The following is a 25,745-nucleotide window of genomic DNA, read 5'->3' as shown; positions in this document are numbered from 1 at the left end:
GCCACTGCCATACTTAACGATAATGCTTTTTGCATTAAGATTGCTTCGTAATTGCAATGACGATAAAACTATGATAAAAATGCCTGAGAAAAAGCCAGAAGCTTATCTTCCTCAAAATGTTTGGCTGTAAATTGTATACTTAACGGCAAACCTGCTGCATTATTGCCTATTGGTAAAGCTATTGCCGGATTTCCGCTTAAAGAAGGTAGCACAGTAAAAATATCGGCCATGTACATTACAATTGCATCCTGAACCTGATCGCCAATTTTAAAAGCTGCTGTTGGTGCCACAGGAGAAAGAATTAAATCAAAATCCTGAAACAAAGCATCCATTTTTTCCCTGATCAACCGACGAACCTGCTGTGCTTTTTGATAATATGCATCGTAATACCCTGCACTTAAAACAAAAGTACCTAAAAGGATGCGGCGTTTTACTTCTTCGCCAAAACCTTCTGCACGTGATAATTTATAAAGTTCATTCAGGGATTTCGCTTCCATGTTACGGTGTCCGTAATGCACACCATCATAACGTGAAAGATTTGAAGAAGCTTCGGCTGTTGTTAAAATATAATAGGCCGGAACCAGATAATCCAACAGATCAAAAGAAACATACTCAACAGTATGTCCATTAGCTTTGAGCTGCTCAATCGATTTTAAAATAGCAGATTTGATTTCGGGATCAAGGGCTTCGCTCTCTATAGTTTCCTTTAATACCGCTATCTTATGTTTTTTCTGTTCATTCAACAGAATAGGATAATCGGGTACTGTAAGAGGCGAAACTGTCGAATCGTAATCGTCCGCACCAGCTAAAACCTGTAAAAGCAAAGCGGCATCCTCTACTGAAGAGGTGATGGGACCAACCTGATCAAAAGAAGAAGCATAAGCGATAACACCATACCTTGAAATACGCCCATAAGTAGGCTTAAGTCCAATCTGACCACAAAATGCAGCCGGTTGTCTTACTGATCCACCAGTATCGGTACCTAAGGCAGATAAACACATATCGGCCTGCACCGCTACAGCCGAGCCGCCTGAAGAACCGCCCGGAACAAGCTCGGGATTTGCTGCGTTTTTAGCAGGCCCAAAGTATGAGGTTTCATTAGAACCGCCCATAGCAAATTCATCACAGTTTAAACGGCCAATAATAACGGCATCTTCCTGTAATAAACGTTGCACAACTGTAGAAGAATATGGAGATACGAAGCCATCTAGCATTTTTGATGATGCCGTAACGATATGGCCTTCATAACAGATATTATCTTTAATACCAATTACCATCCCTGCAAGTTTACCCGCAGTACCATTTTCTATTTTTTGCTGTACCGCTTTCGCTTGAACTTCAGCCGATAAAAAAAACACCTCATTGAATGCATTGAGGTGTTCATTATTTTCAATTTGCTTAAAGTAATAAGCCAATAAATCGGGTAAAGTTAATTGCTTTTGCGAAATGAGTGTTTGAATCTCTTTCAGAGAGCTGTATTTCTTCAAAACTAAAAATTATTGCAATTAAACAGTTTTATCGCGATTAGACGGATCTACTTGTTCTCCATCAACCCCATCTTTACCATCTTTAAATTCTTTAACACCTTTACCTAAACCTCTCATCAGTTCAGGAATTTTTTTACCACCAAATAATAACAATACCACTACCGCAATAATGATAATTTCTGGTGTTCCAAGCATTGCTGCTATTGTTGTATTTAACATAACTTTTTGTTTAAACTTTTTCTTTGTCAGTTATAATTTTCTCGTCAGCAGGTTTAGTGGCTTCAGTATGCACTGCACCTGGCGTTACCTTTTCATCAACAGGTGCTTCTTCTGTTGGATGATGGCGCTGACTATGGTTTACCGCTGTTTCTTCTGTTTCCTCTTTATCCAGATCCATCGCATTGATGTTTCTATGGATTTCACGCTTTACACCATCAGAGGCATCTTTAAACTCCCTGATCCCTTTCCCCAGTCCTCTTGCCAGTTCAGGTAATTTTTTACCGCCGAACAACAATAGAACTACCACTAAAATGAGCACGATCTCCGATCCACCCATGTTTAAAAACTCTAATAACGTGCCTTGATACATCACTAATATAATTTATACAAATATAGACATTTTAAAAACTATTCTTTTACTTACTGATCCAGGCTTCCGGATTTAAAGCGGCCTGCCCTCTTCTGATCTGAAATTTTAAAACCGCATCATCACCGGTGTTCGCAACAACTCCAATGGTTTGTTTGGTATCAACAGAATTACCCACACTTACACTAACCGATTTTAAATTCTGGTATACTGTAAAATATTCACCATGGTTGATCAGTACCACCGTTCTGCCCATCATTACCTGTACCGCTGCAACTTTACCTGCAAATACTGCTCTAACCGCTGCACCATCTGTAGTCGTAATATCCACACCATCGTTGGTATAACTTGCCTGGTCTAACTTATGCAGTCCAAACCTTTCGGTTATTGTTCCTGTTGCTACCGGCCAAGGTAACCTTCCCCTGTTATTTTCAAAGCCTGCCGATAATCTTGCCGTCTCTGGAGTTGCCGTTAGCAATTCTCCGGTCGATTTGGCTTTCGGCGTTGGTGCAGCAGGAGTTGCCGGTGCAGGTTTATTTTCTGCCTTAGCTTTAGCGGCAGCAATTCTTGCTTCTTCTGCTGCTTTCCTTCTTGCCTCTTCTGCCGCCTTTCTCCTTGCTTCTTCAATTGCACGTTGAATTGCTGCACTGATGGCCCTGTCTATCTGCGCCTGTTGTTTTTTGCGGCTATTGATATCCTGCCTAAACTGTTTTTCGTCTTTGCTCAGTTTATTTAACTCAACAGATTGTTTACTTTTATCTTGACTTAAACGTTCGCGCTCTTTTTCCTGCTCTTTCAAGAGGTCGCTTTTCTCTCTAAGTGTTTTATCCAGCACTTTAATCTTTCCGTTCAGGTCTTGCTGCGTATTTTCTATATAGCCGGCCTGTTTTTTACGGTACTGACTAAACTGCTGTAAATATTTAATCCGTTTATAAGCCTGATTAAAATCCTTTGCTGCAAAAATGAACATCATTTTGTCGTACGAGTTTCTATTTCTTTGTGCAAAGCGGATCATGCCTGCATATTCTTTTTTAAGATCTCCTAACTGACCTTGTAATGTATGTACGGTATTTGTGTTCTGAGAGATTTGGTTATCCAGATTTTTTATTTCAGAATTAATGGTGCCAATTTTATCCTGGCGCAACCTAATCTGGGCATTTATGGTATTAATCTGCTGTATGGTAAGCTTTTTACCATTAGCAGTTTTATTCAAATTCTTTTGAAGCTGTTCGATTTCACGTTGTATAGCTTCTTTTTTCCTTCTGAGCTGGCTTTCAGTTTGTGCAACCGCAGAAAGCGTTAACACACTTAAAAAAAGGATAAATAGGAGTTTTTGTAGCTTCATTAAGCCAAAAGTATAAAATTTTTACAGTAAAAAGCATTAAAATTGAGATAGTAAAGTCATTATTACTTATTACAGAATGCTCTTCACTTAATCTTCATATAATGCAAAGATTGCCAAATAGCCTGTTGCAAAGCAGCAGATCTGTTTGGCAATACAATGAAATATTAACTGTAGTTAAGTTATTTTACAACTGTAAACCTCTTCGGTACATTAAACGGAAAATCTACCGGAACATTGCCATCAATTTTCACAAATTGAAGATCGATATTTATAGTTTTCGCTTTAGATAGCGTTTTGATTTTTAAGGCAGTAGGAAATAAAGATTCGTTTAATTTTTGATAGTCGGTATAGGTAACTTTTAAAGCCTGACCGTTTTTAGCATCATTTAAATTCGTTTCAGATACTTTGAAAAGTGTATTAAAAAGCAGTCTATAATCTAAATCTGACTTGCTTCCGGAAACAACCCAAACGCCATTTTCCTGTTTAACATCCGATTCTGCAGTTAAAAACTCTCCCATGGCATTGCCTGTTAAAATGGCCTGCAGGGTATTAAAGTTAACCTGTTTGTTGGTAAAATTATAAATATAACTGAACGGTTTTTTAAGGTATTCGCTTTTCATCCGGTTCATGATTTTGATGCTATCTGGCGTAATCAAAGCCCTGGCCACCTCTGCCATTCCACCTAATGCGGTAATGCTTACCCAAATGGTCTCCTTGTCTTTCATTTTGAAATTCATGGTTACATCATTTGCGTCGCCGGCAATATCCAAAGTTGCTTTTGCTTTAAGCGAAAGCGTACTAAATTTAAGTTGTTTGCTATTTAATAAGGTTAAGGCTTCTGCTTTAGAATTATCTGTTTTGGTTTCCGTTTTGGTTGGCGGAGCCACTACAATTTCTTTTTTAGGTTTACAGGCCGAAACAAAAATTACTGCGCCCAACAGGAATACACTATTTAAAATATTTCTTTTCATTGATCTTTTTAATTAATACTTCTGATCCGTTTCCGGCCTCTTTTGCTTTTTGCCATTGGATTAATGCAGCATCTTTTTCACCTTTCAGAAAAAGGATATCACCATATCGCTCCAGGTAAACACCATTTTTATTGCTATTGTTTTGTAAAGCCTTTTCAATCCATGTTTTGGCCAGATCGTATTTCTGCTGTTTAAACAGAATGAAGGCATAGGTATCTGCAATGGAGGGGTTATTTGGCATGGCAAGGGCTGCAGTTTCCGCATATTTAGCTGCCTTTGTTAAGTCGTCATTCCTTAATGCCAAATAATAGGCATAGTTATTCATGATGAGATAATTATCAGGCTCCATCACAATGGCTTTTTCGAAAGCTGTTTTTGCCTGTCCAAAATTATTCTGGCTGATGTAGACATCGCCCTGAAGTGCATAAATCTGTGCTTGCAGGCTTTTATTATCCACATCCAACTGTAGAGATGTTTTTAAATTGTTTTGGGCAGACTCATATTTACCGGTTTTAAACAGGGCATAAGCCATATAATAATATAAACTGGCCTGATTGGGATAAATACTTAAAGCCTCATCGCCAACTTTTATCGCTTCATCATAGTGCCCAAGCAATGTTTGGATGTTAATTACCTGTTCCCAAACGATGTAAACCTGTTCATTAAGTTTCAAAGCAGCTTGATATTGGGCCAATGCTTCTTTTAAGTTATTCTGCTGATAAAGTACATCGCCATAAAGTGCCACTGCTTTTGCCTCAGTTGGGTTTTTCTCTGCAACTAACCTACTCAGTTCGGTTACATTTTTAGCAACAACAGGCTGATTCATTTTCGGAAAAAGTGCGGCAATAATCTTCACCTTTTCTACAAGTGGCATTTCATTACTTTGAAAAGCCAATTTTAAGGACGAAAATGCGGCCTCATCATTTTTTTGACTGCGGTAAATATCGGCCAAAGCTAAGTTCACCTCAAAATTACCTGGCTCCAGCTGTTGGGCTTTGATTAACACTTTTAATGCTTCCGGATTATTTCCTTTCTGTAGAAGTAAGCCTGCGGCGTATAAATAGTTCTTTACATCGGCCTGGTTGCCTTCCAATAACTTCACAATATCACTTTCAGTAGTAGCACTTCCGTTAGATTGCAGTCGCTTTCTGGCATTTACCAGATCCCTTGAATCACCAAATTTACATTGAATTTCATCATAGGTTTTCTTAGCAGCATCTGGCTGGTTAGCCAAAAACTGCGCATTGGCCTTATCAAAATAATAGGCATCGTTTTCAGGATCGAGCCGGATCAACTGGTTAAATACCTCGATCAGCTCAGGCATTTTATTGGTGCGCTTATATACCTCTCCGAGTAAACGCCAGTACCATAAATTGCCAGCATTTATTTTAATGGCCTGCTTAATATGCTGTTCGGCTTCCAAAAGCTTATCTAAACGTAGGTCTGCATTGGCCAGTTCGAAGTAGGCAGCATGGTTATTAGGGTCTAACCCAACAATTTTATTGAAATTGGTAGTGGCTACAACATAATTTTCAGACATTTTCTCCCTTAGCCCAGCAAAAAATAATTGCTTTACCATATTGCTGTCGCGATTGCTATTTGGCGTAACCGCTCCCTGCCCAAAAGCCTGGAGGCTCACGAAAGTAGTTGCGATAAGAAAATGTACTTTGTATTTCATATCATTTTATCCATCCAAAAAATTAACTCAATACTGAAAACTGCCAACTCCAAACTATTTCCCAGTATGTCCGTAACCACCTTCGCCGCGTGCTGTTTCGCCTAGTTCTGTAACCGACTGCCAACTCACAGTTTCGTGTTTTGCGACAACCATTTGTGCAATTCTATCGCCATTAACGATTTTAAAATCAGTATCTGATAAATTTACCAATAAAACTTTTATTTCGCCACGGTAATCGGCATCAATTGTACCTGGTGAATTTACAATACTAATGCCATGTTTATAGGCCAGGCCACTTCTTGGTCTGATCTGCGCTTCATAACCAATTGGCAATTCAATAAACAAACCCGTTGGCACCAATAAGCGCTGTAAGGGCTTAAGTATTATTTCTGCTGTGATCGCTGCCCTTAAATCCATACCAGCTGCATGTGCAGTTTCATATTGTGGAAGTGGGTGTTCGGATGTATTGATGATTTTTATTTCCATTTTTTCTGAGATATGAGATTGGAGAAAATGAGGTTATTTTTTTAACATTTTTATTATGTTATTTTTCTCAAAATAGAATATACCCAAGAGGAATAGCGCTAAAATGCCATTTCCAATATAAATGTTGCGTTCAAATATCCAAAAAGAAAGATAGACCAAAAATACAGAAACTAACAGATAAGCAACCATACGTTTCAAATTGTAAGGAATTGGATAATGTTTTTGCCCCAGAACATACGAAATAATCATAATAATAAGGTAGGCAAACATTGATACCCATGCCGAGCCAATATAACTATATTTTGGTATTAAAATAATATTCATTATAATAGTAAAAATAGCTCCAACTGAAGATATATATAAACCGAAGCGAGTTTGATCTGATAAACGGTACCAAACCGATAAGTTCATATAAATACCGAGACAAACATAGCCAAACAATAAGTATGGCACGGCACTAAGGCCTACCCAGTAAGGTGGTGAAATAAAATGTTTTATAAGCTCAATATTTGCAGTTAAGCCAACGAAGAGTACCGATAATGCCAATACAAAATAATATAAAATGGTGGCATAAGTCTGCTTGGCATTCGCATTTTTAGCATGACTAAAAAAGAAAGGCTCTGCACCTAACCTAAATGCGGTATTAAAAATACTAATAAAAATGGCCAGTTTACTCACAGCGCCATATATGCCAATGTCATGATCGGCAATACTAGTTGGCAAATATTTACTTAATAAAATTTTGTCGAGTGTTTCGTTAATGATAAACGATAGATTAGCTACAAGCACAGGCCAGCTGTAACCAAACATTTTGTTAAATAACGCTCTATTAAACTTAAACCGGATTTCTAAAAACTGTGGAAACAACATTACAAACGTAATGATACTTGCAATTAAGTTGGAAACAAAAACATAACCAACCCATTTGCTTTTATACCAAGAGGCTAGCCAGTGACTTAGAAAACCATCATTTTTAATTAACCACGGAATAACAAAGATAAATAGGAGGTTAAAGCCTACAAAGATGCCAATATTTAAGAACTTAATCAGGCTATAACGAAACGGCTTCCCGTCAGCCCTAAGTTTAGCAAAAGGAATTACACTAATTGCATCAACAAATAAAATCCATACAAAGTATTGTACATATAATTTCTGGTTAGCTAGTTCAGAAATACTTCCGTTTAAGGTAAACCTAGCTAAATAATCTGCAAAAACTAATCCAGTTATCAGGAAAAGCGTGGAGATAAAAGCTATAACCAAAAAGCTATTATTGTACACTTCCTGTTTTTTATCCTCGTGTTTATTTAGATATCGGAAAAATGTGGTTTCCATTCCAAACGCCAAAATCGGGTTGATGGTGGAGGCGTAACTAAACATCTTGGTAAATATCCCATACACACTTGTTGGATAAACTCTTGTGTAAATTGGGGTTAAGATGAAATTGAATAAACGCGAAAAGATGGTACTTAAACCGTAAATCAGCGTTTGCCCAGCGAATTTTTTATATACAGACATTTATATTGAGATTTGAGTACTGCGTATTGAGATAAGCTCCTTAACGGAACAATATAGCAATCCAACAATTCAGCAATTTATTTTCTTAAAATTTCAAAATTACGATAGTTTTTTACTTCGCCATCGCTCACCGCCACATTTTCTACACGTGAGCGGTCTGGGCCTTCATGGCACCAGTTTACAAATTCCTCCAAAAAGATTTCTTCACCTTCTGCTTCTATATAAACTGATCCGTCTTTTTCATTCCTTACAAAACCATTTACCATCATCTGGTTGGCGATAATTTTAGTGGTTTCTCTAAAACCAACGCCCTGCACTTTACCGGTTACTTTTATATTGAGGTGTTTCATTTATTGTTGTAAAGTTGAAATTTATAACCGCAAAGGTAAACGAATTATCACAATTCTTTAGCACATGGTAATGCGGATCAGGGAAATTGCTTTTAAAACATGTACAAAAATTAATTAGCCACGAAAACACAGAGATCACGGAGGAAATTAAAGTTTTTCAGTGTTTTTCGTGCTTCCGTGGCAACCATAATACTTAGGCATGCGCAGAAAGAAGAAGAATGATCAGAGAAAAGTTAAAAGCGATTTCCCTGTAATGTGGATATCGAATAGAGTTAAAAACAGTGTACATTATAATAAGCTTAAGTTATTCTAAAATGCAGTGCGCTTATTAGAATGGAATTCTCCGTTAAACAAAACTATAATTAGACTGGTTATCATTAACACTAATTTTTCCGGAATAGGCTAACATTTAGGTAATTTGAATTTTAAAACGGAGACGATAATGAGTGTACACATAGGATTGATGATCTGGAAGGAAATGAAGACCAAAGAGATTCCCATTTCCATATTTTCAGAAAAAATGGCCATCAGCAAAACCAGGGCTCAGGAAATCATTAACAGTGCCACCCTTGATGTTTCTTTACTTGCCACTGTGAGTGAGGTGCTAGGCTTTAATTTTTTTAGTTATTACGAAAAGGGCAAACTTTTTTCCGAACTCAATAAAAAGGAAACACAGGCATCAGCAGAAGAAATTAAAAGACTCAAAAGTTTGCTAAGTGAGAAAAACAAAACGATCGAACTAAAAGATAAAATGATTCAAAATCTCTCACATACCGTTTCTTTGCTCGAAAAAGTCCAATACCGTTAATTTGGAAGATGGAGCAAGTGATCGTTTTGGATACTCATTCAAATGAATGACGAAAATGCAAATCATTCATTTTCCATAAAATCGAAGTTCGCATTTTACAAGATAAAACCTTCCACAAATTTAAACTGTTATCCATTCTCAAATCTACCTAACATAAAATTCCATAAATTTAATGAGTCTGAAAACGGACTTTGTAAATGAAGATTTATTTCAACCGAAAGCACTTATTTAAAGAAATTGATTATCCAGATCGTTACCTCAAGAAAAATCTTTTTAAAACCGTTTCTGTTATTTTTTGCGTTATTATCGGATTTTTAATCCTCCTGAAGCCTTTTGAAGTTAACACATCGGAACAGAAAGTTAATTATATTATAATATGCTGTCTCCATGCGTTATTACCTGCAGTAATCCTATATTTTTACTTTACATCATTAAATTATTTACGGGACAAGGATTCTGAAAACAAAGGCTGGTCTTTGATATCAGAATACGCACATATAAGCATTTCACTTCTTTTCACAGGGATCGTTAGCTTCCTGATCCGCGATCTGATTTACTTCAATCCAAATAATTGGACATGGCACTATTTATGGGAAGAGGTGAGAAACTGTTTTGTAGCAGGAATACTTTTGTATTTTTTTATGAGGATGGCGATATTCTATTTTGAATCAAAAAAAGATATTTCCTTAATTTTCCAGTTTACTCCGCTCGATCTTAAATCAGAAAACGCCTTAATTTATATTAAAACCCAAGTCAAGCAAGACGATTTCACTTTAGATCTAAACGATTTACTTTTTGCCAAAGCAGACGGGAATTACATTGAGATAGCAACCCGCAATAATAACCAGCTAAATATAGCGCTAAAAAGAATTTCCCTAACACAATTTGAGTCACAGCTGCTACCAAATCGTAATTTCTTCCGTTGCCACAGGGCCTTTCTGGTCAACATGCGTTATATAAAGAATGTAACCGGAAACTCGCAAGGCTATATCCTTTCCTTTGATCATACGGTTGATCAGGTACCCGTTTCAAGGGCACACCTTGTTTCATTTAATGCCCTTTATCAGGAACTCCTTCTTACCCAAACTACCAGACCTAGTTATTGATCACAAAGGTTTGTTGCTGGCAACATCTAGAATAAACCACGCCCTTTCCACTGTATGTTTGCGTTATGTATTGGGTTAACCAAGCCTAATCATTAAAAAAACGCCTGTTATGCCATCAAAAATTTTACTTCAGCAAATTGCTCCAAACAAAGCCAACAAACTATTTTACATTGATAATCTTAAGATACTTTTAACAACATTGGTCGTATTACATCATACTATTATTGTGTATTGCGCTCCAGGTGGATGGTACTATACCGAAAAAACAACCCAAATGGCCGCCATTATACCATCAACAATTTTTGTAAGCTTAAACCAATCGTTTTTTATGGGCTTTTTTTTCCTCTTGGCAGGATACTTTACTGCACCATCTTATGATAGAAAAGGCAGCTGGCAATTTTTAGGAGATCGCCTCATCAGGCTCGGTATCCCATTGTTGTTTTATTCTTTTGTGCTATCACCATTATTAAGTTACCTCGTTTATTACTTTGCAGAGGGCTATCACATTACTTATCTGCAATATCTTTCAGGCTATCATACCTGGATTGATTTTGGCGTACTGTGGTTTGTTGCAGCATTATTGCTATTTACACTGATTTATGTTGGTGCGAAACATGTCATTACCATGAAATTTAAAAAATCTATACCAGCACCTGGTACTGGCAGCATTTTACTTTTTGCTGTTTTCCTGGGGGTGCTCTCCTTTTTTATTAGGATCCCATTTCCGGTGGGTTGGGTGCTTAAACCATTTGGTTTTCAGTTAGGTCACTTTCCACAATATATCGTTATGTTTATTATAGGTTTATTGGCTTATAAGAATCAATGGTTTGATGGCTTATCTTTAAAACTTGGTAAAAGCCTCAGGCGGGTTGCCTGGTTAGGTTTAATATTCTTTCCTTTGTTCTTTCTGATCAGGGCTAAGCTTAATATGCCCATTGCCTGGTACTCAGGCGGCTTTCACTGGCAATCACTATTGTATGCTGTTTGGGAACAGTGCATAGGACTTTCGATTCTTACCGCGTTATTGAGCCTCGGTAAAAACTCTTGGAACAAATCATCGCCATTTCTGAATAAACTATCTAGATATACTTTTGCCACTTATATTTTCCATCCATTGGTCATTACAGGCGTTTCGCTTATTTTTAAATACTGGTTGGCAGATCCAGCAATCAAATTTTTAGTCCTGGCTCCATTTGTGGTTATGGGAAGCTTCTTGTTGGGCTCAATTGTGCTGATGATTCCTGGTATAAAAAGAATTATCTGATAATAGATTGAAAATAGAGGACTGGGGTTACCTAAAAACCAAAACTACTGATCTTTATTTTGTCCGCAATTCCCGGAAACAATAAAAATTTGTTGTTATTGATCTGAACTTTTGGATACGTTAAAGGAACTTTCGCATTCCAGATCCATGTCGATCTAAAAATCCAATCCGTTTTGCAGTTGCGCAAGCTGGGCTATTTTGATTTTAAATTCCTGCCATATTTCTTCCAGGATAACTCCTGCTGGCTTGATTTCTTTCAGCATTGCCGAAACCTGACCGATTTCAAGTTCGCCATTTTCCATATCACCTTCAAACATCCCTAATTTTGCCCTGGCATGGCCCAAAAGCGCTGTCAGCTCATTCCGGCTTGCCCCTTCGGCTTCAGCATTGGCAATAGTATCGGCAAATGCATTTTTTAGTAACCTTACCGGAACCAGTTTTTTCATCGCCAATTTAGTATCGCCTTCATTAGCAGCAATAATTTTATGCTTAAAAGCCTGATGAGCAGACGATTCTTCGGCTACTGCAAAGGCAGAACCGATTTGGACAGCATCTGCACCTAAAGCAAATGCAGCCAGCATGGCTTTACCACTCCCAATGCCACCTGCAGCGATGACCGGAATGTTAACAAGTTCTTTTATTATCGGGATTAAACACATAGTGGTAGTTTCTTCCCTTCCGTTATGACCACCCGCCTCAAAGCCTTCGGCAACAATCGCATCAACACCTGCTTCCTGCGCTTTTATGGCAAATTTTGTATTCGCAATTACATGAACCACCGTAATACCCCTTTCTTTTAAAAAACTGGTCCACGTTGTAGGGTTCCCGGCAGAAGAAAATACAATTTTTACTTTCTCTTCAATTACCACATCTATAATTTCCTGAATATTAGGATAAAGCAATGGAATATTTACACCGAATGGCTGGTGAGTGGCTAATTTGCATTTTTGAATATGCAATCTTAAAACTTCAGGGTACATTGAGCCTGCTCCAATAATGCCCAGGCCACCAGCATTCGAAACCGCTGAAGCGAGCTTCCATCCACTGCACCAAACCATTCCAGCCTGGATAATCGGGTATTTAATATTAAATAATTTGCAGATTGAGTTCATAAGGAATTTTGTTTAGCGTGATGAAAAACTCCGCCATGGTAGGTGGCGAAGAGGAGGTATAAATCGCATTTATATTTTATCTAATATCTCGGGGTTGGCAATATTTGTAGGCTTTCCGCTGATATAGTTGATGATATTTTCGAATGCTTTGCCAAAATACAATTCGTAACTGTTTTTTTCTACATAGCCAAGATGAGGTGTACAAACCACATTCGGTAGATTAAGGAGCTCAAAACCGCTATCATTAATAGGTTCGCTTTCATAAACATCTAAACCTGCAAATCCTGGCCTGCCTGCTTTTAAAGCTTTAATAAGGCTTCCTTTTTCTATAAGTTCTGCACGCGAAGTATTAATCAGCACTGATGACGTTTTCATTAAATTTAAGTCATCCAGTTTTACAATCCCAGTGGTTTCTTTATTTAAACGTAGGTGAAGTGTAATCACATCGGCCGTTTTAAAAAAACTGGTTTTGCTTTCTGCAGCCTCAAAGCCATCATTTATTGCGCTCAATATAGATTGCTCACGACCCCACACCAAAACCTTTGCACCGAAAGCTTTTGCATAACCAGCAATGATTTTACCAATTTTTCCGTAACCCCAAATCCCGATGATTTTTCCATTCACACTTTCCCCGATATTCTCCTGCCAATTGCCTTTTTTCATTCCCTCAATGGCATTGGGAATTTGCCTTAAAACATTCATTAACAAAATCCATGTTAATTCGGCAGGGGCAATTGGAGAACCAACCCCTTCGGCAACCGCCACATTATATTTAGAGCAGGCATTTAAATCTAAATGATTGGAAATTTTCCCTGTTTGACTAATTAGCTTAAGTTTATGTAATTTAGAAAGTAAGTCATCAGTAATGGCTGTCCGCTCCCTGATCAAAACCAATGCTTCAATGTCTTTTATTTTTTCTGCCAGGACATCGGAATCTTTCTCGGTTTCATTAAAAATGATAACTTCCTGCTGCTGTATTAAATTAAAACAAGACAACTTTCTAACTACATCCTGATAATCATCCAATATGGCTATTTTCATATTCTTTGTGTATTAGATTAGATTAGTTATTTAATTATTGAAAAAGGTTCCTTGATCATAGTCAGTTGAAACAAGTATAATAGTATACCCGGCTTTTCAGCCTAATAATATATTTTTAAATCATCTTAAACAACCTAAAATAAGTAGAATTAAACGCAATTAAATCAATCTCTTGACCAAGTCACTTTCGATTGCATAATCAGCAGACAGTTGGATCAGATTTAATCCTGGTCTTTTACCAACCTCTATTGTCCCCATTTGTTGATCAATCTCCAAAAATTCTGCCCCGTTTATAGTTGCCCAACTCAAAAGTTTTTCAAAAGTAACTTGCTTATGTTTCTGCAAAGTGATCATTTCTGATAAGATATTAAGTTGATGGTTACTTGCCAAGCTATCTGTCCCCAGGGTGATCTTTACGTTTTCAACCATTAACAGATCAACATCAGGTAAAGCATTTTCGATATATAAGTTGGCTTTCGGACAAAGACACCAATATAAATTGGGATTGCTTTGTTTAGCAAATTCAACATCTGCTTTATTCGTAACCGTATTATGTACGAGTAAAGTTTTTTGTTTTTTAATATAAGGCAACCAGCTTTTTAATGATGTTTTGTTTGTTGGATCAAAAAAACCTATATCTATCCCTAAAAATTCATAAAGTTTCAAAAAACCGCCACTTTTACTTTCAAAGAAAGCATTTTCATCAACAGTTTCCTGGTTGTGCACACTGATAAAAGCATTTGATTTTTCAGCCTCTTGCCAAATTAATTCGAAGAGTTGAGGTGAAACGGTGTAAGGTGCGTGTGGAACTATAGTTGCGGACAGAGGTTCAAAATCATGTTTGATTTCCTTCAAATGATTCATTATAACACCTGCACGTTCAGGATTAAAGCCCAAAGCCTCTATAAAGGTATGGTAGTGGATTTTACTGTTTTCTTTTACCTCTTTAGAGGAAATTTGGTTTGAAATATCGCCAACAGCTACAATACCGTTTTCAAACATTTTTTGGTCGGCAGTTTCCATTGCAGCTTTAATCTGCCCTGCATTGCCCTGCCTGCTTTTAATGATGCTGCGCACAAATTCTACTAATCCGGTATGCTCAGGGATTTGCCCCAGCATGTGTGAAAGTTCTAAATGGCAATGAGTATTGATAAAACCTGGAACGATGGCACCTTTATTTTTTATGATATCTAGACCAAGGCTTACAATTTCTTCTTCAGTTAAAATTTCAACGATTTCTCCATCCGGACGTACAGCTACCGCCCCATTTTTAACCGGAGCCGAAGCAACAGGAAAAATCCAATCGGCTGAAAAGTATTTTAGCATGTTGCAAATTAGCGCAATACCAGCAGCTAAAAAAATATTTTTCTTAGCCAGAGTTATTTGTGAAAATGAAATGATTTTTAAATTTCTCTAAAGAATTAAGAAAATTGGAAAAGAAAAAGAGCCTCCTATCGGAATCGAACCAATGACCTACTGATTACAAGTCAGTTGCTCTACCAGCTGAGCTAAGGAGGCTTTAATCGGGCTGCAATGATAGAAAAAAATCTTCATTTTAAAAAATTGATTTTTTTTCTGCGCTGGCAGATATTACCATCTCACAGCTAAAGGAAAGTTGGATGGGGTTGCTTTAGTTGCAATTCCACTCCAAAGATTTTTAAATCCGACAGATGGTGATATTTGACAGCAAAAAAGCAACATTAAACTCTCGAAATAACAACATATGACTGCAAAACTTGTAGTTATTCACCACAAAATGTAGATAAACTCCACAATATTAAAACTTTGGCACACCAACAACATATTGATAATCAATAATTTAATTAAAATATTCCTTTTGGCATCATTATGAAACATTAGCAAGTATTGTTACACAAATTAAATTTTAAAATATATACTATGAAAAAGTTCGTTTTAGCAGCTACAGTATTAGCATTAGCAGGATTCTCAACAGTAAAAGCAAGTGAAGTTAAAGATTTTAAAACTACTGCAATTGTTGCAGTTCAAGATAGCGCAGTGAAAACTCCGGTTAAACTGGAAGAATTACCTGAGCCAGTAACAACCGCATTAAAATCTGATGCTTATAAAGGATGGACCGCTACTGAAGCCTGGTCGGTAAAAGAAGGTACTAAAGAGTACTATTTAATCAACGTGAAAAAAGAAGCAGAAACTGGTTCTGTTAAAATCGATAAAGACGGTAAACCAGTTCAATAACTAAACTTAGTTGACGCTCTGTAATTAACAAGTATTTAACGTAACACAAGTTACAAAACATATTTAAAACATCATATCATGAAAAAGATCATTTTAGCCGCCACTTTAGCATTCGCAGGATTCACAGCAGTACAAGCAAGTGAAGTAAATACAATCAAAAACGCTGCAATTGTTGCAGTTCAAGATAGTGCAGTAAAAACTCCAATTAAATTGGAAGAGCTTCCTGAGCCTATTACAACGGCTTTAAAATCTGACACCTACAAAGGTTGGACTGCTACTGAAGCTTTCACCGTTAAAGAAGGTACCAAAGAGTATTATTTAGTAAATGTTAAAAAAGAAGCAGAGACTGGTTCACTTAAATTTGATAAAGACGGTAAGCCAGTTCAATAAATAAGATTAGTTAACGCTCTGCAATTAACAAGTATTTAACGTAACACGAAGTTACACAACATATTTAAAACATCATATCATGAAAAAGATCATTTTAGCCGCCACTTTAGCATTCGCAGGATTCACAGCAGTACAAGCAAGTGAAGTAAATACAATCAAAAACGCTGCAATTGTTGCAGTTCAAGATAGTGCAGTAAAAACTCCAGTTAAATTGGAAGAGTTACCTGCGCCAGTAACCACAGCATTAAAATCTGATGCATATAAAGGATGGACAGCTACTGAAGCCTTTTCTGTTAAAGAAGGTACAAAAGAATATTACCTAATCAATGTTAAAAAAGAAGCCGAAACTGGTTCTGTTAAAATTGATAAAGACGGTAAGCCTGTACAATAAAACCTAAATAATTACATCTACCTATGATAAGAAAGCCGGATTATGTCCGGCTTTTCTTATTTTTGTTACATGGCGAGAATCCTGATTTTAGAAGACGATACCACATTTGCCCAATTACTTGATGGTTTTTTAACAAAAAACGGTCACGAGATTACCCTTGTAACACAAGTAAAGCAATCATTTAAGCAAGTTGAAACCAATACATTCGATTTACTTTTAATAGATTACCGCCTGCCGGATGGAACCGGATTTGAAGTGCTTACGCATCTTCGTGACTTAGGTCTTTCTATTCCAGTAATCATTATGACCAGTTTTAACGATGTCCGTACAGCGGTAAAATCTATTCAACTAGGTGCGTTTGATTACATTACCAAACCGGTTAATCCAGATGAGCTTTTAATGGTGATCAAAAATTCTTTAACCAAAAAGGATTTAAAAAGTGTTGAACCAAAAGAAGTAAACAGCGATTTTATAAAGGGAAAAAGTGCCATTGCAGATAAACTGTATGAACATATTAATTTAGTAGCACCTACAGATATGTCGGTAATTATACAGGGCGAAAGCGGCACAGGAAAAGAATTTGCAGCCAGAACCCTGCACCAGCAGAGCAAACGTGCCAATCAACCTTTTGTTGCCATAGATTGTGGTGCATTATCGAAAGATTTAGCTGCAAGCGAATTATTCGGACACGTTAAAGGTGCATTTACAGGAGCATTAAATGATAAAAAAGGTCAATTTGAGGCCGCCAATGGGGGAACTTTATTTTTAGATGAAGTGGGAAACCTGAGTTATGAAGTGCAAATTAAACTGCTCAGGGCTTTACAGGAAAGGGTCATTCAGCCTTTGGGCAGTACCAAACAGATTCCTGTTAATGTCCGCATCATCACGGCTACCAATGATGATCTGGCCAATAGTATGCAACAGGGAGAATTTAGAGAAGATTTATATCACCGGTTAAATGAATTTAAAATCCAACTTCCACCGTTGCGGGATAGAGGCGGAGATTTAGAACTTTTTATTAACCACTTTATACAATTATCAAACCGCGATTTAGGCCGGAATGTTAAAAGCGTTTCTGCTGAAGCTAAAGCATTATTGTTGAGTTATGATTGGCCTGGTAATCTCCGCGAGCTTAGCAATGTGATTAAACGAATGGTTTTATTGAGCCAGGGCGATGTAGCCCAGATTAATGCATTACCTGATGAAATGATGATTTCTGTCCATCAGCAATCGGCACCGGGCAATTCATCTGACTTAAAGGCTGTTAACGAGCAGAATGAAAAAGCGTTGATTACAGAAACGCTCATCAAAGTAAGATATAATAAATCAAAAGCCGCAAAGATCTTAAATATTGACCGCAAAACATTGTATGCCAAAATGGAACGCTACGGCATAGAATAACTATTGGGCATTAGCATAGTCGATTTTTTCTATAAAAGCAATTAAATTATCCAATTCTTTAAGCTGTAATAACACTTCAGATTTAATATTTTCTGTTAATCCTTTTTCTACCATTTCCATTTCAAAGGTTCTAAAAGTATTGGCTAATGTCTTAGCGCCCATCTGCGCTGTGCGCCCAGCAAGGCGGTGCACCAATAACCTGCTTTTATCCTGATCATTTTCATCGAGGTGTTTTTTAAGTTCGGCAGCATCATCAATCGAGTCTTGTTTAAATCGATTAAGGATTTTTTCCAATAGCTCCTGATCACCAAAAGTCATTTTTTCGATAGAAGAAAAATCAAATTCCGGCTGCTCTGGTAATATTTCTGTTTTATCAAAAATAGACAGGATATCAACCGCCCTAAACGGCTTCATAATTAGCCCATCAAAACCCTCGCTCAAAACCATTTCACGCTCTTCAGGCAAAACCTGTGCAGTAATAGCATAAAATTTAATATTTTGTGGCAGTTTCTTTTTTAATAAGTGGCAAAGTTCAAAACCTGTCATTTCAGGCATTCGCATATCAATCAAAACATATTTTAAATCAGTATCGGGTTCAGTTTGAAGAATATCTGCCACCTGTGTAAAACTCCTGTAGGGGATTTTATTTTTCTGAAAAATCATGCCACATAAATCCAGAATAAGTTTATCATCATCAATTACCCATACCCTGCCTGGGTTTACAATGGCATAATGCGTTAAGTCTAAAGCATCATTTATACGTTCGTTGGTATTTTCATATTTCATGTAAATATTAAATGTAGTACCAATGCCAGGTTTACTTTTAACATAAATTCTTCCGCCCTGGGTTTCAATCAAAGATTTAACTATAGGTAGCCCCAATCCTGTACCTGTCGGGTTAATCATATATTTTTCAGGAGATTCTATCTGCTCAAATTCATTGAATATTTTAGGAATATCTTTTTCATCAAAACCAATTCCAGTATCTTTTATCGTAAAGTGAAAATGCAAATCCTCTCCTTGCCTTTTGTAAGTTACCGTAAGCTTAATTTCGCCTTTCAAAGTAAATTTTACCGCATTACCCAATAAGTTAAACAAAATCTGCTTTAGCCTAAAAGGATCACCCTTTACAAATTCCAAATCGGCAAGATCAAATTCTGTATTCAACTGGAGTAATTTCTGTTCTGCCAATGGCCGCATTACCGAAACAACTTCTTCCAAAGCTTTTCTAATATTAAATACCTGATTATTGAAGCTAAATTCTCCTGAAGTGATCCGGTTATAATCTAATACCTCGTTAACAATCTGAAGTAAATGAATGGAAGATTGGTAAATGGCATCCACATCTTTTTTGTTAGGTACATCCTGCTGGGTAATCAGTTCGGCATAGCCTAAAATAGATTGTAGTGGGGTTCTGATTTCATGGCTCATGTTCGAGAGGAACCGCTGCTTTGCTTTACCGTGGTATTCGGCCTCGTCTTTAGCCAGTTCCAATGCCTTTCTATACCTGTTGCTTTTTGTGATGTCTGCCAAAATCAAATACAGCAAAATAACCGTTAACAGAAAAAAGATAATAATAATGGTTGTGATTTGGGTAATGCCGTCATTAACTACTTCTTTAGCCTGGATACCATTCAAATCTACCTGCGCTACCGCTTGCCCTTCAACCTCTCTTAAGATCTGCAGCATTTTGGCGGTTAGGGCATTACTTGCACTTGATAAATCGGCCTCCCGCTTTAAAAATTTCTGGCTTTTCTGACGTTGTTCCAGCTCAATATTTTTTAGCGAACCCGTCATACTTTTCATGATACTATCTTCAGCCTTTGCATTTAAAGTATCGCGCTTAACCTTAAACTCTTCGTTTATAATTTTATAAACATCCGATTTTTTCTTACCAAAAAGTTTACTCAAAAACCCCCTAGATTTTTGTTCTTCTTCAGGTGCAACGGTCGTAGTTGATGTGGTTGTTTCCGTAGTTAATACAGCGCTATCCGTTTGTCTGCTCCGTGTAGCCACCAACTCATTCAATTTCCGAACTTCATCAGAAAAAGATTTGGTGTTCACCAATGTTTCCCTCACCTTCAGGTAGTTCATAAATTGTTTATCGCGATCGGAAAGTAAACTTTTGATCGATGTTATCCTTGCCAACTGCGCAGAATCTCCGCGGTATAACTTACGCAGCGTATCTAAACTTGATCTTAACCTACGCGATTCCTTAAGAAAACTGTAGCTGCCCTGTTTGTTAAAAGCTTCATCGCGTTGCAATTGATCCAATCTGGCTATCTTATGGGAGAGGTCGTTAACGATCCTTAACCGATCGTTCGGTGCTGAAATTTCTTCAACCGTATCCAGCATCCTAGTAAAGGCAAACTTACTGATACCCCATGCCAGGAGCAGCGCAAAACAGGCGAACAAAAAACCTATGATCACTTTACTTTTAATTGCCCGGAAGAATCTTTTTTGAATAACAGCCGCCATTGATTTAGATTGTGTAGGTTATCCATTATCATAACGGTTAAACCTAAAGAATTGATATGTATTTATCTTTTACAAATAACGTACCACAAGAAAAATTGATTAAAAAACTTTAATTTTAATCGCCTCAAAAAATAAACCATGAACCGTATCGACCGCCTTTTCGGAATTTTAACCCTGCTCCAATCCAGAAAATACGTTACTGCAGAAAAAATTGCAGAACGGTTCGATATGAGCGTGCGTACCGTTTATCGTGATATTAAAGCATTAGGCGAACAAGGAATACCGGTAAGTTTTGAACAGCATAAAGGTTATTACCTGGTACAGGGTTATTTTCTGCCACCTGTTTCTTTTAATATGGATGAGGCCAATGCCCTGCTACTGGTTGAAAGTTTAGTGAGTGGATTTGCCGATAATTCTATCCGTATGCATTATTCTAACGTTTTAACAAAAGTAAAGGCAGTATTAAAAACCGGCCAGAAGGAAAAGCTCGAAACTTTAAATCAACATATTAAATTACAGATTCCGCAGAGGTTAAATTTTAATTTCGAATACCTGTCGATTATTCAGCACGCCATTGCCGAAAAACACCTCATTGAGCTGGACTATAAAAATAATAAGGAAGAGGTGAGCCAACGGGAAGTTGAGCCAATTGGTCTGATTTTCTATGCTTTTAGCTGGCATTTAATTGCCTGGTGCCACCATCGGAATGAATATCGGGATTTTAACCTTACGAGGATAATCTGCCTTAAAAACTTAGGCGTACCTTTTAAAAAAACACAGCACATGCCACTAAGTGACTACATGCACCTACTTCCGGTAAATTATTAAAAACATTTTTTCTAGGCTGCCATAGGGTTGTCAGTAGCCAGTATTTTCTTTGTGTAAACAAACATTAAAAATCATGAGCATCGCTGATTTATTACTTATGGAATTACACACCGCAGAAAAAACAAAACAGAAAAATATGGATATTATTAATTTACTATTGAAAGAATTAGAAGCAGAATTTAATATCACGAAAAAATTCCTGGCTATTGTACCCACAGATAAATTTGACTGGGCACCGCACGAAAAAAGTATGAAAATGAAATCGCTCGCCGTTCATATTGCCGATTTGCCGAGCTGGGTTTCAATGGCTTTAACGACTGAGGGACTGGATTTTGAAACAGCACCTTATGTAGAACAAGCTGCAGAAAATGCCGATGATCTGGTTAAAATCCTGGAGAAAAATTATGCCCTGGGAAAAGCAGAATTAGAAAAAGCAACGGAACAAGATTTAAATGGGCGCTGGGTGTTGCGCATGGGCAAACAGGTTTTAGCCGATTATTCTAAATACGAAACCATCCGCCATTCACTTAGCCAAACTACTCACCACAGGGCACAATTAGGTGTTTATTTAAGATTGTTGAATATCCCAATTCCGGGAAGTTATGGCCCAAGTGCCGATGATCAGCGTTTTTAGATTGTTATTTTTCTGATGAGCTGTTGAAACCTGTTACGTTTCAATGGTTCATTTGAAATGACTATCGGATTACCAGTCCCGCTTCCTAATTTATCCGCACTTCGTTATTTTTAGCAATGAAAAAAATATTTGCGATTTCCGGCAGCACCAAAACTTCATCAACAAACGGACTTTATATTTCGGCTATTAGCCAGCTTCTGGGTAAAGATTTTGAAGTCTTCATCTTTCCTACTATTGCAGATATCCCACATTTCAATCCTGATTTAGATTCGGTAGATCCACCGCAGATTGTTTATGAGCTTCGTAAAAGCATCCAATTAGCAGATGGCATCATCATTTCTACACCAGAATACGCAATGGGGCTACCCGGTTCGTTAAAAAACCTGCTCGATTGGACAGTAAGTTCTTCAACATTATCTGGTAAACCGATTTTAGTGCTCGTAGCCTCAACCCAAGGCGAAAAAGCCTATCAATCTATTATTGATACTTTAACAGTAATCGAAGCGAGGATATCGCCCCTGCTTATTCCATTTGCAAAAGCTAAGATCACGAGCGAAGCAGTAATTATCCATAATGAAACTTTAGAATCGCTGAGAAGCCTAGTACGTTCTTTTGTTGCCAGCATAGAGAATGGATAACACAATTTATTTCCGTAAAATTGCAGTATGAACAATAATGCTGCAACCCGTTTAAATAAATTTATTAGTGAAAGTGGATTATGTTCACGCCGTGAAGCAGATCGTTATATTGAAAAGGGAACAGTCTTTATTAATGGAAAAAGAGCTAAAATAGGCGATCAGGTTTTTGCAGGAGATAAAGTAATGGTTAACGGCCATAATATCGAACCTAAAGAAGAAAGTAATTTTATCTTGCTGGCTTTTAACAAGCCTGTTGGGATTACCAGCACAACCGAAGGCAGTGTACGGGATAACATTGTTGATTATGTTAACCACAGTGAAAGAATCTTTCCTATTGGTAGATTGGACAAAGATTCTTCTGGTCTAATCTTCTTAACCAACAACGGCGATATCGTTAACAAAATTTTAAGGGCAGGAAATAAGCACGAAAAGGAATATGTAGTTACGGTTAATAAGCCAATTACGGATGATTTTATATTTGAAATGAGTAACGGTGTTCCCATTTTGGGCGTAAATACCCGTAAATGCAAAGTACGCCAGATCAGCACTTTTGTTTTCAATATTATATTAATTCAAGGATTAAATAGACAAATTAGAAGAATGTGCGAGCATTTTGGTTATGAAGTAACCAAACTCGAGCGTACACGCATCATGAATATTAGTCTTAAAGGTATCCCAACAGGAGAATTTAGGGAACTTACCGAAGAAGAAATGAAGGCGATTACCAAAAGTGTCGAAAATTCATCTTCAGAAGCTAAAACGAAAACAAAAAGCACTGCTAAGAAAAAAACAAACACCTGGGAGGAAATTCCCGAACAGAGAGAAGAACAGCCTAAAAAAGCGTTCAAGCCTAAACCCATTACTCAAAAATCTACCGGCAAAAAAACAGTTAGTCGCTCAGGCGCAAAACCTACCGGCAAAAGTAACAGCGCAAACAGAAATTCGAAACCAGCAAAAGGTAAACCTTCAAGTAAGTCAAACACAAGAGGCAGAGCAAGATAAAGCTAATTAATTGTAAAATTTGGTTGTATTTAACAACCTTACATCCTCTACCTTTTTACCTTCTGCCTTTTTTAAGTACCTTTGCAACAAATGGTAATAGCAAAAAAAACCGATATCCGTGCATTAGATCTACCTCAATTACAACAACATCTTGTAGCGATGCAACAGCCTGCTTTTAGGGCCAAGCAAATTTACCAGTGGCTTTGGGAGAAATCGGCAACGAGTTTTGAGCAGATGAGTAACCTTTCTAAAGATCTCCGTAAGGTATTGGACGAAACTTTTGCCATTAATGCTGTTCAGGTTAACAACTCCCAGTTCAGTAACGACCATACCATTAAAAATACTTTCAGGTTAGCCGATGGCAATATTGTTGAAGGTGTCTTAATTCCACTGGAAGATCGCATGACTGCTTGTGTTAGCTCTCAGGTAGGCTGCAGTTTAACCTGTAAGTTTTGTGCTACCGGCTATATGGACCGTAAACGTAATCTAAATGCCGACGAGATTTATGACCAGGTAGTATTGATTGATAAACAAGCCAAACAGAATTATAACAATCCCCTTACCAATATTGTGTATATGGGAATGGGAGAGCCACTATTAAATTATGCCAATGTATTGAAGTCAATTGAGCGTATTACTGCTCCTGACGGCTTAAATATGAGTTACAAGCGCATTACCGTTTCCACTGCTGGCATTGCTAAGATGATCAAAAAATTAGGTGATGATGGTGCAAAATTTAATCTTGCATTATCGTTGCATGCCGCTGATGATAAAAAACGTAATGAAATCATGCCCATTAACGAGGCCAACTCATTAAAAGCACTAGCGGAGGCCTTAAAATACTATTTTGCCAAAACCAAAAATCCGGTAACCTACGAGTATATCGTTTTTAATCATTTTAACGATGAAATTTCTGATGCCATGGATTTAGCTAAATTCTGCAAACATATTCCTTGCAAGGTAAACCTGATTGAATATAACCCTATCTCTTTTGCTGATTTTACTAATGCAGAAGGAGATAAAATTGATGCTTTTTCTAATTATTTAAAAAGCCAGGGCATTAATACCAACATCCGCCGTAGTCGTGGTAAAGATATTGATGCTGCTTGTGGGCAATTGGCAGTTAAAGAAGAAGCAAAGGCCTAGCACTATCATTTAAATATTTCATTTATTAGAGTATAGTTTTCAATCTTCTTTTGAAGCGCAGTTTCCTGTGCACATAGGTCGGGGCCCGTCCTGCTGTGCGCTTAATCCTTTTGGGAATCCTATTTAAACAACTTTTCTTAGCCAAAAGGGATACCGCTCCCATCAGGGCTATTTTAGCCAGGTCGGAACATGGAAGAAGTAAAATGGGTTATGGAATGGCCTCTGCGGAGATCTGCGGGAACAACCCTTAACTTTGCTTAACGCCTTAATGGTGAGAAAAACCTTCTAGTTTTTTGGAGCGCAGTTTCCTGTTCACTTAGGTTGGGTTCCGTCCTGCTGTACGTTTTACTCCGCCAATGAAGAATTGGCTCCGTGCTCACTTCCACCAGGGCTATTTTAGTTAGGTCGGAACATGGAAGAAGTAAAATGGGTGATGGAATGGTCTCTGCGGAGATCTTCGGGAACAACCCTTAACTTTACTTAACGCCTTAATGGTGAGAAAAACCTTCTAGTTTTTTGGAGCGCAGTTTCCTGTTCATTTAGGTTGGGTTCCCTCCTGCTGTACGTTTTACTCCGCCAATGAAGAATTGGCTCCGTGCTCACTTCCACCAGGGCTATTTTAGTTAGGTCGGAACATGGAAGAAGTAAAATGGATGATGGAATGGTCTCTGCGGAGATCAGCGTGGTCTGTGGGAACAAACCCTTAACTTTGCTTCACACCTTAATGGTGAGAAAAAATTTATTAATCTAATTACCATTAAGGGATTAAGGACATTAAGAAAAAAAACCTTTGCCCAATCCTTTATTTCTTACGCCTTAACGATCGGAAATAATACGTATCAAAAAGTCTATAAACGAAGAAAACCCTTCGACA

The 25,745-nt window shown here is 37.4% G+C and carries 25 protein-coding genes and 1 tRNA gene; 12 read left to right on the top strand and 14 right to left on the bottom strand.

Annotated features, from left to right (window positions below):
* Positions 1 to 68 precede the first annotated feature (68 nt).
* The 9 genes from gatA to OQX63_RS22300 form a co-directional block, all read right to left on the bottom strand.
* Positions 69 to 1,487: an Asp-tRNA(Asn)/Glu-tRNA(Gln) amidotransferase subunit GatA gene (gatA, locus tag OQX63_RS22340; protein ID WP_265853016.1), complete on the bottom strand. Its 1,419-nt coding sequence runs from the start codon at positions 1,485 to 1,487 to the stop codon at positions 69 to 71.
* An 18-nt stretch (positions 1,488 to 1,505) separates the two neighbouring features.
* A complete protein-coding gene (locus OQX63_RS22335; RefSeq protein ID WP_029287719.1) occupies positions 1,506 to 1,706 on the bottom strand; it encodes a Sec-independent protein translocase subunit TatA/TatB in 201 nt (66 codons plus the stop codon).
* A gap of 10 nt (positions 1,707 to 1,716) precedes the next feature.
* Entirely contained in the window at positions 1,717 to 2,076 is a 360-nt protein-coding gene (locus OQX63_RS22330) for a Sec-independent protein translocase subunit TatA/TatB (protein ID WP_265853015.1), read from the bottom strand.
* Between the two features lie 46 nt (positions 2,077 to 2,122).
* Positions 2,123 to 3,418 carry a murein hydrolase activator EnvC family protein gene (locus OQX63_RS22325; protein WP_265853014.1) on the bottom strand — a complete coding sequence of 432 codons (1,296 nt, stop codon included), beginning with the start codon at positions 3,416 to 3,418 and terminating at the stop codon, positions 2,123 to 2,125.
* Between the two features lie 179 nt (positions 3,419 to 3,597).
* Positions 3,598 to 4,389 carry a DUF4292 domain-containing protein gene (locus tag OQX63_RS22320; RefSeq protein WP_265853013.1) on the bottom strand — a complete coding sequence of 264 codons (792 nt, stop codon included), beginning with the start codon at positions 4,387 to 4,389 and terminating at the stop codon, positions 3,598 to 3,600.
* Positions 4,367 to 6,067 (bottom strand): tetratricopeptide repeat protein, encoded by a 1,701-nt coding sequence (locus OQX63_RS22315; protein ID WP_265853012.1) that lies wholly within the window; start codon positions 6,065 to 6,067, stop codon positions 4,367 to 4,369. The genes OQX63_RS22320 and OQX63_RS22315 overlap by 23 nt, the downstream gene beginning before the upstream one ends.
* 54 nt (positions 6,068 to 6,121) lie before the next feature.
* Positions 6,122 to 6,553, bottom strand: coding sequence for a dUTP diphosphatase (gene dut, locus OQX63_RS22310; RefSeq protein ID WP_265853011.1), 432 nt, complete (start codon positions 6,551 to 6,553; stop codon positions 6,122 to 6,124).
* 33 nt (positions 6,554 to 6,586) lie between these two features.
* Positions 6,587 to 8,068, bottom strand: a complete 1,482-nt coding sequence (locus OQX63_RS22305) for a lipopolysaccharide biosynthesis protein (RefSeq protein WP_265853010.1) — start codon at positions 8,066 to 8,068, stop codon at positions 6,587 to 6,589.
* Positions 8,069 to 8,145: 77 nt separating this feature from the next.
* Positions 8,146 to 8,418, bottom strand: a complete 273-nt coding sequence (locus tag OQX63_RS22300; protein ID WP_265853009.1) for an acylphosphatase — start codon at positions 8,416 to 8,418, stop codon at positions 8,146 to 8,148.
* A gap of 442 nt (positions 8,419 to 8,860) precedes the next feature.
* Between OQX63_RS22300 and OQX63_RS22295 the strand changes: the two genes are divergently transcribed.
* The 3 genes from OQX63_RS22295 to OQX63_RS22285 all read left to right on the top strand — a co-directional run bounded on the left by OQX63_RS22295 (position 8,861) and on the right by OQX63_RS22285 (position 11,596).
* Positions 8,861 to 9,226: a hypothetical protein gene (locus OQX63_RS22295; RefSeq protein WP_265853008.1), complete on the top strand. Its 366-nt coding sequence runs from the start codon at positions 8,861 to 8,863 to the stop codon at positions 9,224 to 9,226.
* 197 nt (positions 9,227 to 9,423) lie between these two features.
* The gene (locus OQX63_RS22290; RefSeq protein WP_265853007.1) at positions 9,424 to 10,332 is read left to right on the top strand and encodes a LytR/AlgR family response regulator transcription factor; all 909 of its coding nucleotides are present in this window, start codon (positions 9,424 to 9,426) and stop codon (positions 10,330 to 10,332) included.
* A 109-nt stretch (positions 10,333 to 10,441) separates the two neighbouring features.
* A complete protein-coding gene (locus tag OQX63_RS22285) occupies positions 10,442 to 11,596 on the top strand; it encodes an acyltransferase family protein (RefSeq protein WP_265853006.1) in 1,155 nt (384 codons plus the stop codon).
* A 155-nt stretch (positions 11,597 to 11,751) separates the two neighbouring features.
* Here OQX63_RS22285 and OQX63_RS22280 read toward each other — a convergent pair whose 3' ends face one another.
* The 4 genes from OQX63_RS22280 to OQX63_RS22265 form a co-directional block, all read right to left on the bottom strand.
* A complete protein-coding gene (locus OQX63_RS22280) occupies positions 11,752 to 12,708 on the bottom strand; it encodes an NAD(P)H-dependent flavin oxidoreductase (protein ID WP_265853005.1) in 957 nt (318 codons plus the stop codon).
* Between the two features lie 69 nt (positions 12,709 to 12,777).
* Entirely contained in the window at positions 12,778 to 13,749 is a 972-nt protein-coding gene (locus OQX63_RS22275; protein ID WP_265853004.1) for a D-2-hydroxyacid dehydrogenase family protein, read from the bottom strand.
* A gap of 159 nt (positions 13,750 to 13,908) precedes the next feature.
* On the bottom strand, positions 13,909 to 15,075 hold the full coding sequence (locus tag OQX63_RS22270) for an amidohydrolase family protein (RefSeq protein WP_265853003.1): 1,167 nt from the start codon (positions 15,073 to 15,075) through the stop codon (positions 13,909 to 13,911).
* A gap of 119 nt (positions 15,076 to 15,194) precedes the next feature.
* A tRNA-Thr gene (locus tag OQX63_RS22265) sits at positions 15,195 to 15,267 on the bottom strand.
* A 381-nt stretch (positions 15,268 to 15,648) separates the two neighbouring features.
* On the opposite strand from OQX63_RS22265, the gene OQX63_RS22260 reads away from it, so the two are divergent.
* The 4 genes from OQX63_RS22260 (at position 15,649) to OQX63_RS22245 (ending at position 18,145) form a co-directional block, all read left to right on the top strand.
* The gene (locus OQX63_RS22260) at positions 15,649 to 15,963 is read left to right on the top strand and encodes a hypothetical protein (RefSeq protein WP_090498049.1); all 315 of its coding nucleotides are present in this window, start codon (positions 15,649 to 15,651) and stop codon (positions 15,961 to 15,963) included.
* Positions 15,964 to 16,041: 78 nt separating this feature from the next.
* Entirely contained in the window at positions 16,042 to 16,353 is a 312-nt protein-coding gene (locus tag OQX63_RS22255) for a hypothetical protein (RefSeq protein WP_265853002.1), read from the top strand.
* 79 nt (positions 16,354 to 16,432) lie between these two features.
* A complete protein-coding gene (locus OQX63_RS22250) occupies positions 16,433 to 16,744 on the top strand; it encodes a hypothetical protein (RefSeq protein ID WP_057931900.1) in 312 nt (103 codons plus the stop codon).
* Positions 16,745 to 16,813: 69 nt separating this feature from the next.
* Complete coding sequence (locus tag OQX63_RS22245) at positions 16,814 to 18,145, top strand: sigma-54-dependent transcriptional regulator (protein WP_265853001.1); 1,332 nt, start codon at positions 16,814 to 16,816, stop codon at positions 18,143 to 18,145.
* On the opposite strand, the gene OQX63_RS22240 is transcribed toward OQX63_RS22245, so the two are convergent.
* Positions 18,146 to 20,623 (bottom strand): ATP-binding protein, encoded by a 2,478-nt coding sequence (locus tag OQX63_RS22240; RefSeq protein ID WP_265853000.1) that lies wholly within the window; start codon positions 20,621 to 20,623, stop codon positions 18,146 to 18,148.
* Positions 20,624 to 20,761: 138 nt separating this feature from the next.
* On the opposite strand from OQX63_RS22240, the gene OQX63_RS22235 reads away from it, so the two are divergent.
* From OQX63_RS22235 to rlmN, 5 genes are all read left to right on the top strand, one after another.
* Complete coding sequence (locus OQX63_RS22235) at positions 20,762 to 21,451, top strand: helix-turn-helix transcriptional regulator (RefSeq protein ID WP_265852999.1); 690 nt, start codon at positions 20,762 to 20,764, stop codon at positions 21,449 to 21,451.
* Positions 21,452 to 21,587: 136 nt separating this feature from the next.
* Positions 21,588 to 22,085, top strand: coding sequence for a DinB family protein (locus OQX63_RS22230; RefSeq protein WP_265852998.1), 498 nt, complete (start codon positions 21,588 to 21,590; stop codon positions 22,083 to 22,085).
* 116 nt (positions 22,086 to 22,201) lie between these two features.
* Positions 22,202 to 22,723 (top strand): NADPH-dependent FMN reductase, encoded by a 522-nt coding sequence (locus OQX63_RS22225; protein WP_265852997.1) that lies wholly within the window; start codon positions 22,202 to 22,204, stop codon positions 22,721 to 22,723.
* A 27-nt stretch (positions 22,724 to 22,750) separates the two neighbouring features.
* Positions 22,751 to 23,725, top strand: coding sequence for a 23S rRNA pseudouridine(2604) synthase RluF (rluF, locus tag OQX63_RS22220; protein ID WP_265852996.1), 975 nt, complete (start codon positions 22,751 to 22,753; stop codon positions 23,723 to 23,725).
* A gap of 90 nt (positions 23,726 to 23,815) precedes the next feature.
* Positions 23,816 to 24,871, top strand: coding sequence for a 23S rRNA (adenine(2503)-C(2))-methyltransferase RlmN (gene rlmN / locus OQX63_RS22215; protein WP_265852995.1), 1,056 nt, complete (start codon positions 23,816 to 23,818; stop codon positions 24,869 to 24,871).
* Positions 24,872 to 25,745: the final 874 nt, after the last annotated feature.

Origin of the sequence: Pedobacter sp. PF22-3 (genome assembly GCF_026239555.1) — a bacterium.
GTDB lineage: Bacteria > Bacteroidota > Bacteroidia > Sphingobacteriales > Sphingobacteriaceae > Pedobacter.
Note: the sequence above shows the minus strand (reverse complement) of the source record. Positions and strands in the feature narration are given on the sequence as shown.

Coding starts and splice junctions, on each gene's coding strand:
- OQX63_RS22335 (WP_029287719.1), bottom strand. CDS start 1,706: ATGTTAAATACAACAATAGCAGCAATGCTTGGAACACCAGAAATTATC.
- OQX63_RS22330 (WP_265853015.1), bottom strand. CDS start 2,076: ATGTATCAAGGCACGTTATTAGAGTTTTTAAACATGGGTGGATCGGAG.
- OQX63_RS22325 (WP_265853014.1), bottom strand. CDS start 3,418: ATGAAGCTACAAAAACTCCTATTTATCCTTTTTTTAAGTGTGTTAACG.
- OQX63_RS22320 (WP_265853013.1), bottom strand. CDS start 4,389: ATGAAAAGAAATATTTTAAATAGTGTATTCCTGTTGGGCGCAGTAATT.
- OQX63_RS22315 (WP_265853012.1), bottom strand. CDS start 6,067: ATGAAATACAAAGTACATTTTCTTATCGCAACTACTTTCGTGAGCCTC.
- dut (WP_265853011.1), bottom strand. CDS start 6,553: ATGGAAATAAAAATCATCAATACATCCGAACACCCACTTCCACAATAT.
- OQX63_RS22305 (WP_265853010.1), bottom strand. CDS start 8,068: ATGTCTGTATATAAAAAATTCGCTGGGCAAACGCTGATTTACGGTTTA.
- OQX63_RS22300 (WP_265853009.1), bottom strand. CDS start 8,418: ATGAAACACCTCAATATAAAAGTAACCGGTAAAGTGCAGGGCGTTGGT.
- OQX63_RS22295 (WP_265853008.1), top strand. CDS start 8,861: ATGAGTGTACACATAGGATTGATGATCTGGAAGGAAATGAAGACCAAA.
- OQX63_RS22290 (WP_265853007.1), top strand. CDS start 9,424: ATGAAGATTTATTTCAACCGAAAGCACTTATTTAAAGAAATTGATTAT.
- OQX63_RS22285 (WP_265853006.1), top strand. CDS start 10,442: ATGCCATCAAAAATTTTACTTCAGCAAATTGCTCCAAACAAAGCCAAC.
- OQX63_RS22280 (WP_265853005.1), bottom strand. CDS start 12,708: ATGAACTCAATCTGCAAATTATTTAATATTAAATACCCGATTATCCAG.
- OQX63_RS22275 (WP_265853004.1), bottom strand. CDS start 13,749: ATGAAAATAGCCATATTGGATGATTATCAGGATGTAGTTAGAAAGTTG.
- OQX63_RS22270 (WP_265853003.1), bottom strand. CDS start 15,075: ATGCTAAAATACTTTTCAGCCGATTGGATTTTTCCTGTTGCTTCGGCT.
- OQX63_RS22260 (WP_090498049.1), top strand. CDS start 15,649: ATGAAAAAGTTCGTTTTAGCAGCTACAGTATTAGCATTAGCAGGATTC.
- OQX63_RS22255 (WP_265853002.1), top strand. CDS start 16,042: ATGAAAAAGATCATTTTAGCCGCCACTTTAGCATTCGCAGGATTCACA.
- OQX63_RS22250 (WP_057931900.1), top strand. CDS start 16,433: ATGAAAAAGATCATTTTAGCCGCCACTTTAGCATTCGCAGGATTCACA.
- OQX63_RS22245 (WP_265853001.1), top strand. CDS start 16,814: ATGGCGAGAATCCTGATTTTAGAAGACGATACCACATTTGCCCAATTA.
- OQX63_RS22240 (WP_265853000.1), bottom strand. CDS start 20,623: ATGGCGGCTGTTATTCAAAAAAGATTCTTCCGGGCAATTAAAAGTAAA.
- OQX63_RS22235 (WP_265852999.1), top strand. CDS start 20,762: ATGAACCGTATCGACCGCCTTTTCGGAATTTTAACCCTGCTCCAATCC.
- OQX63_RS22230 (WP_265852998.1), top strand. CDS start 21,588: ATGGATATTATTAATTTACTATTGAAAGAATTAGAAGCAGAATTTAAT.
- OQX63_RS22225 (WP_265852997.1), top strand. CDS start 22,202: ATGAAAAAAATATTTGCGATTTCCGGCAGCACCAAAACTTCATCAACA.
- rluF (WP_265852996.1), top strand. CDS start 22,751: ATGAACAATAATGCTGCAACCCGTTTAAATAAATTTATTAGTGAAAGT.
- rlmN (WP_265852995.1), top strand. CDS start 23,816: ATGGTAATAGCAAAAAAAACCGATATCCGTGCATTAGATCTACCTCAA.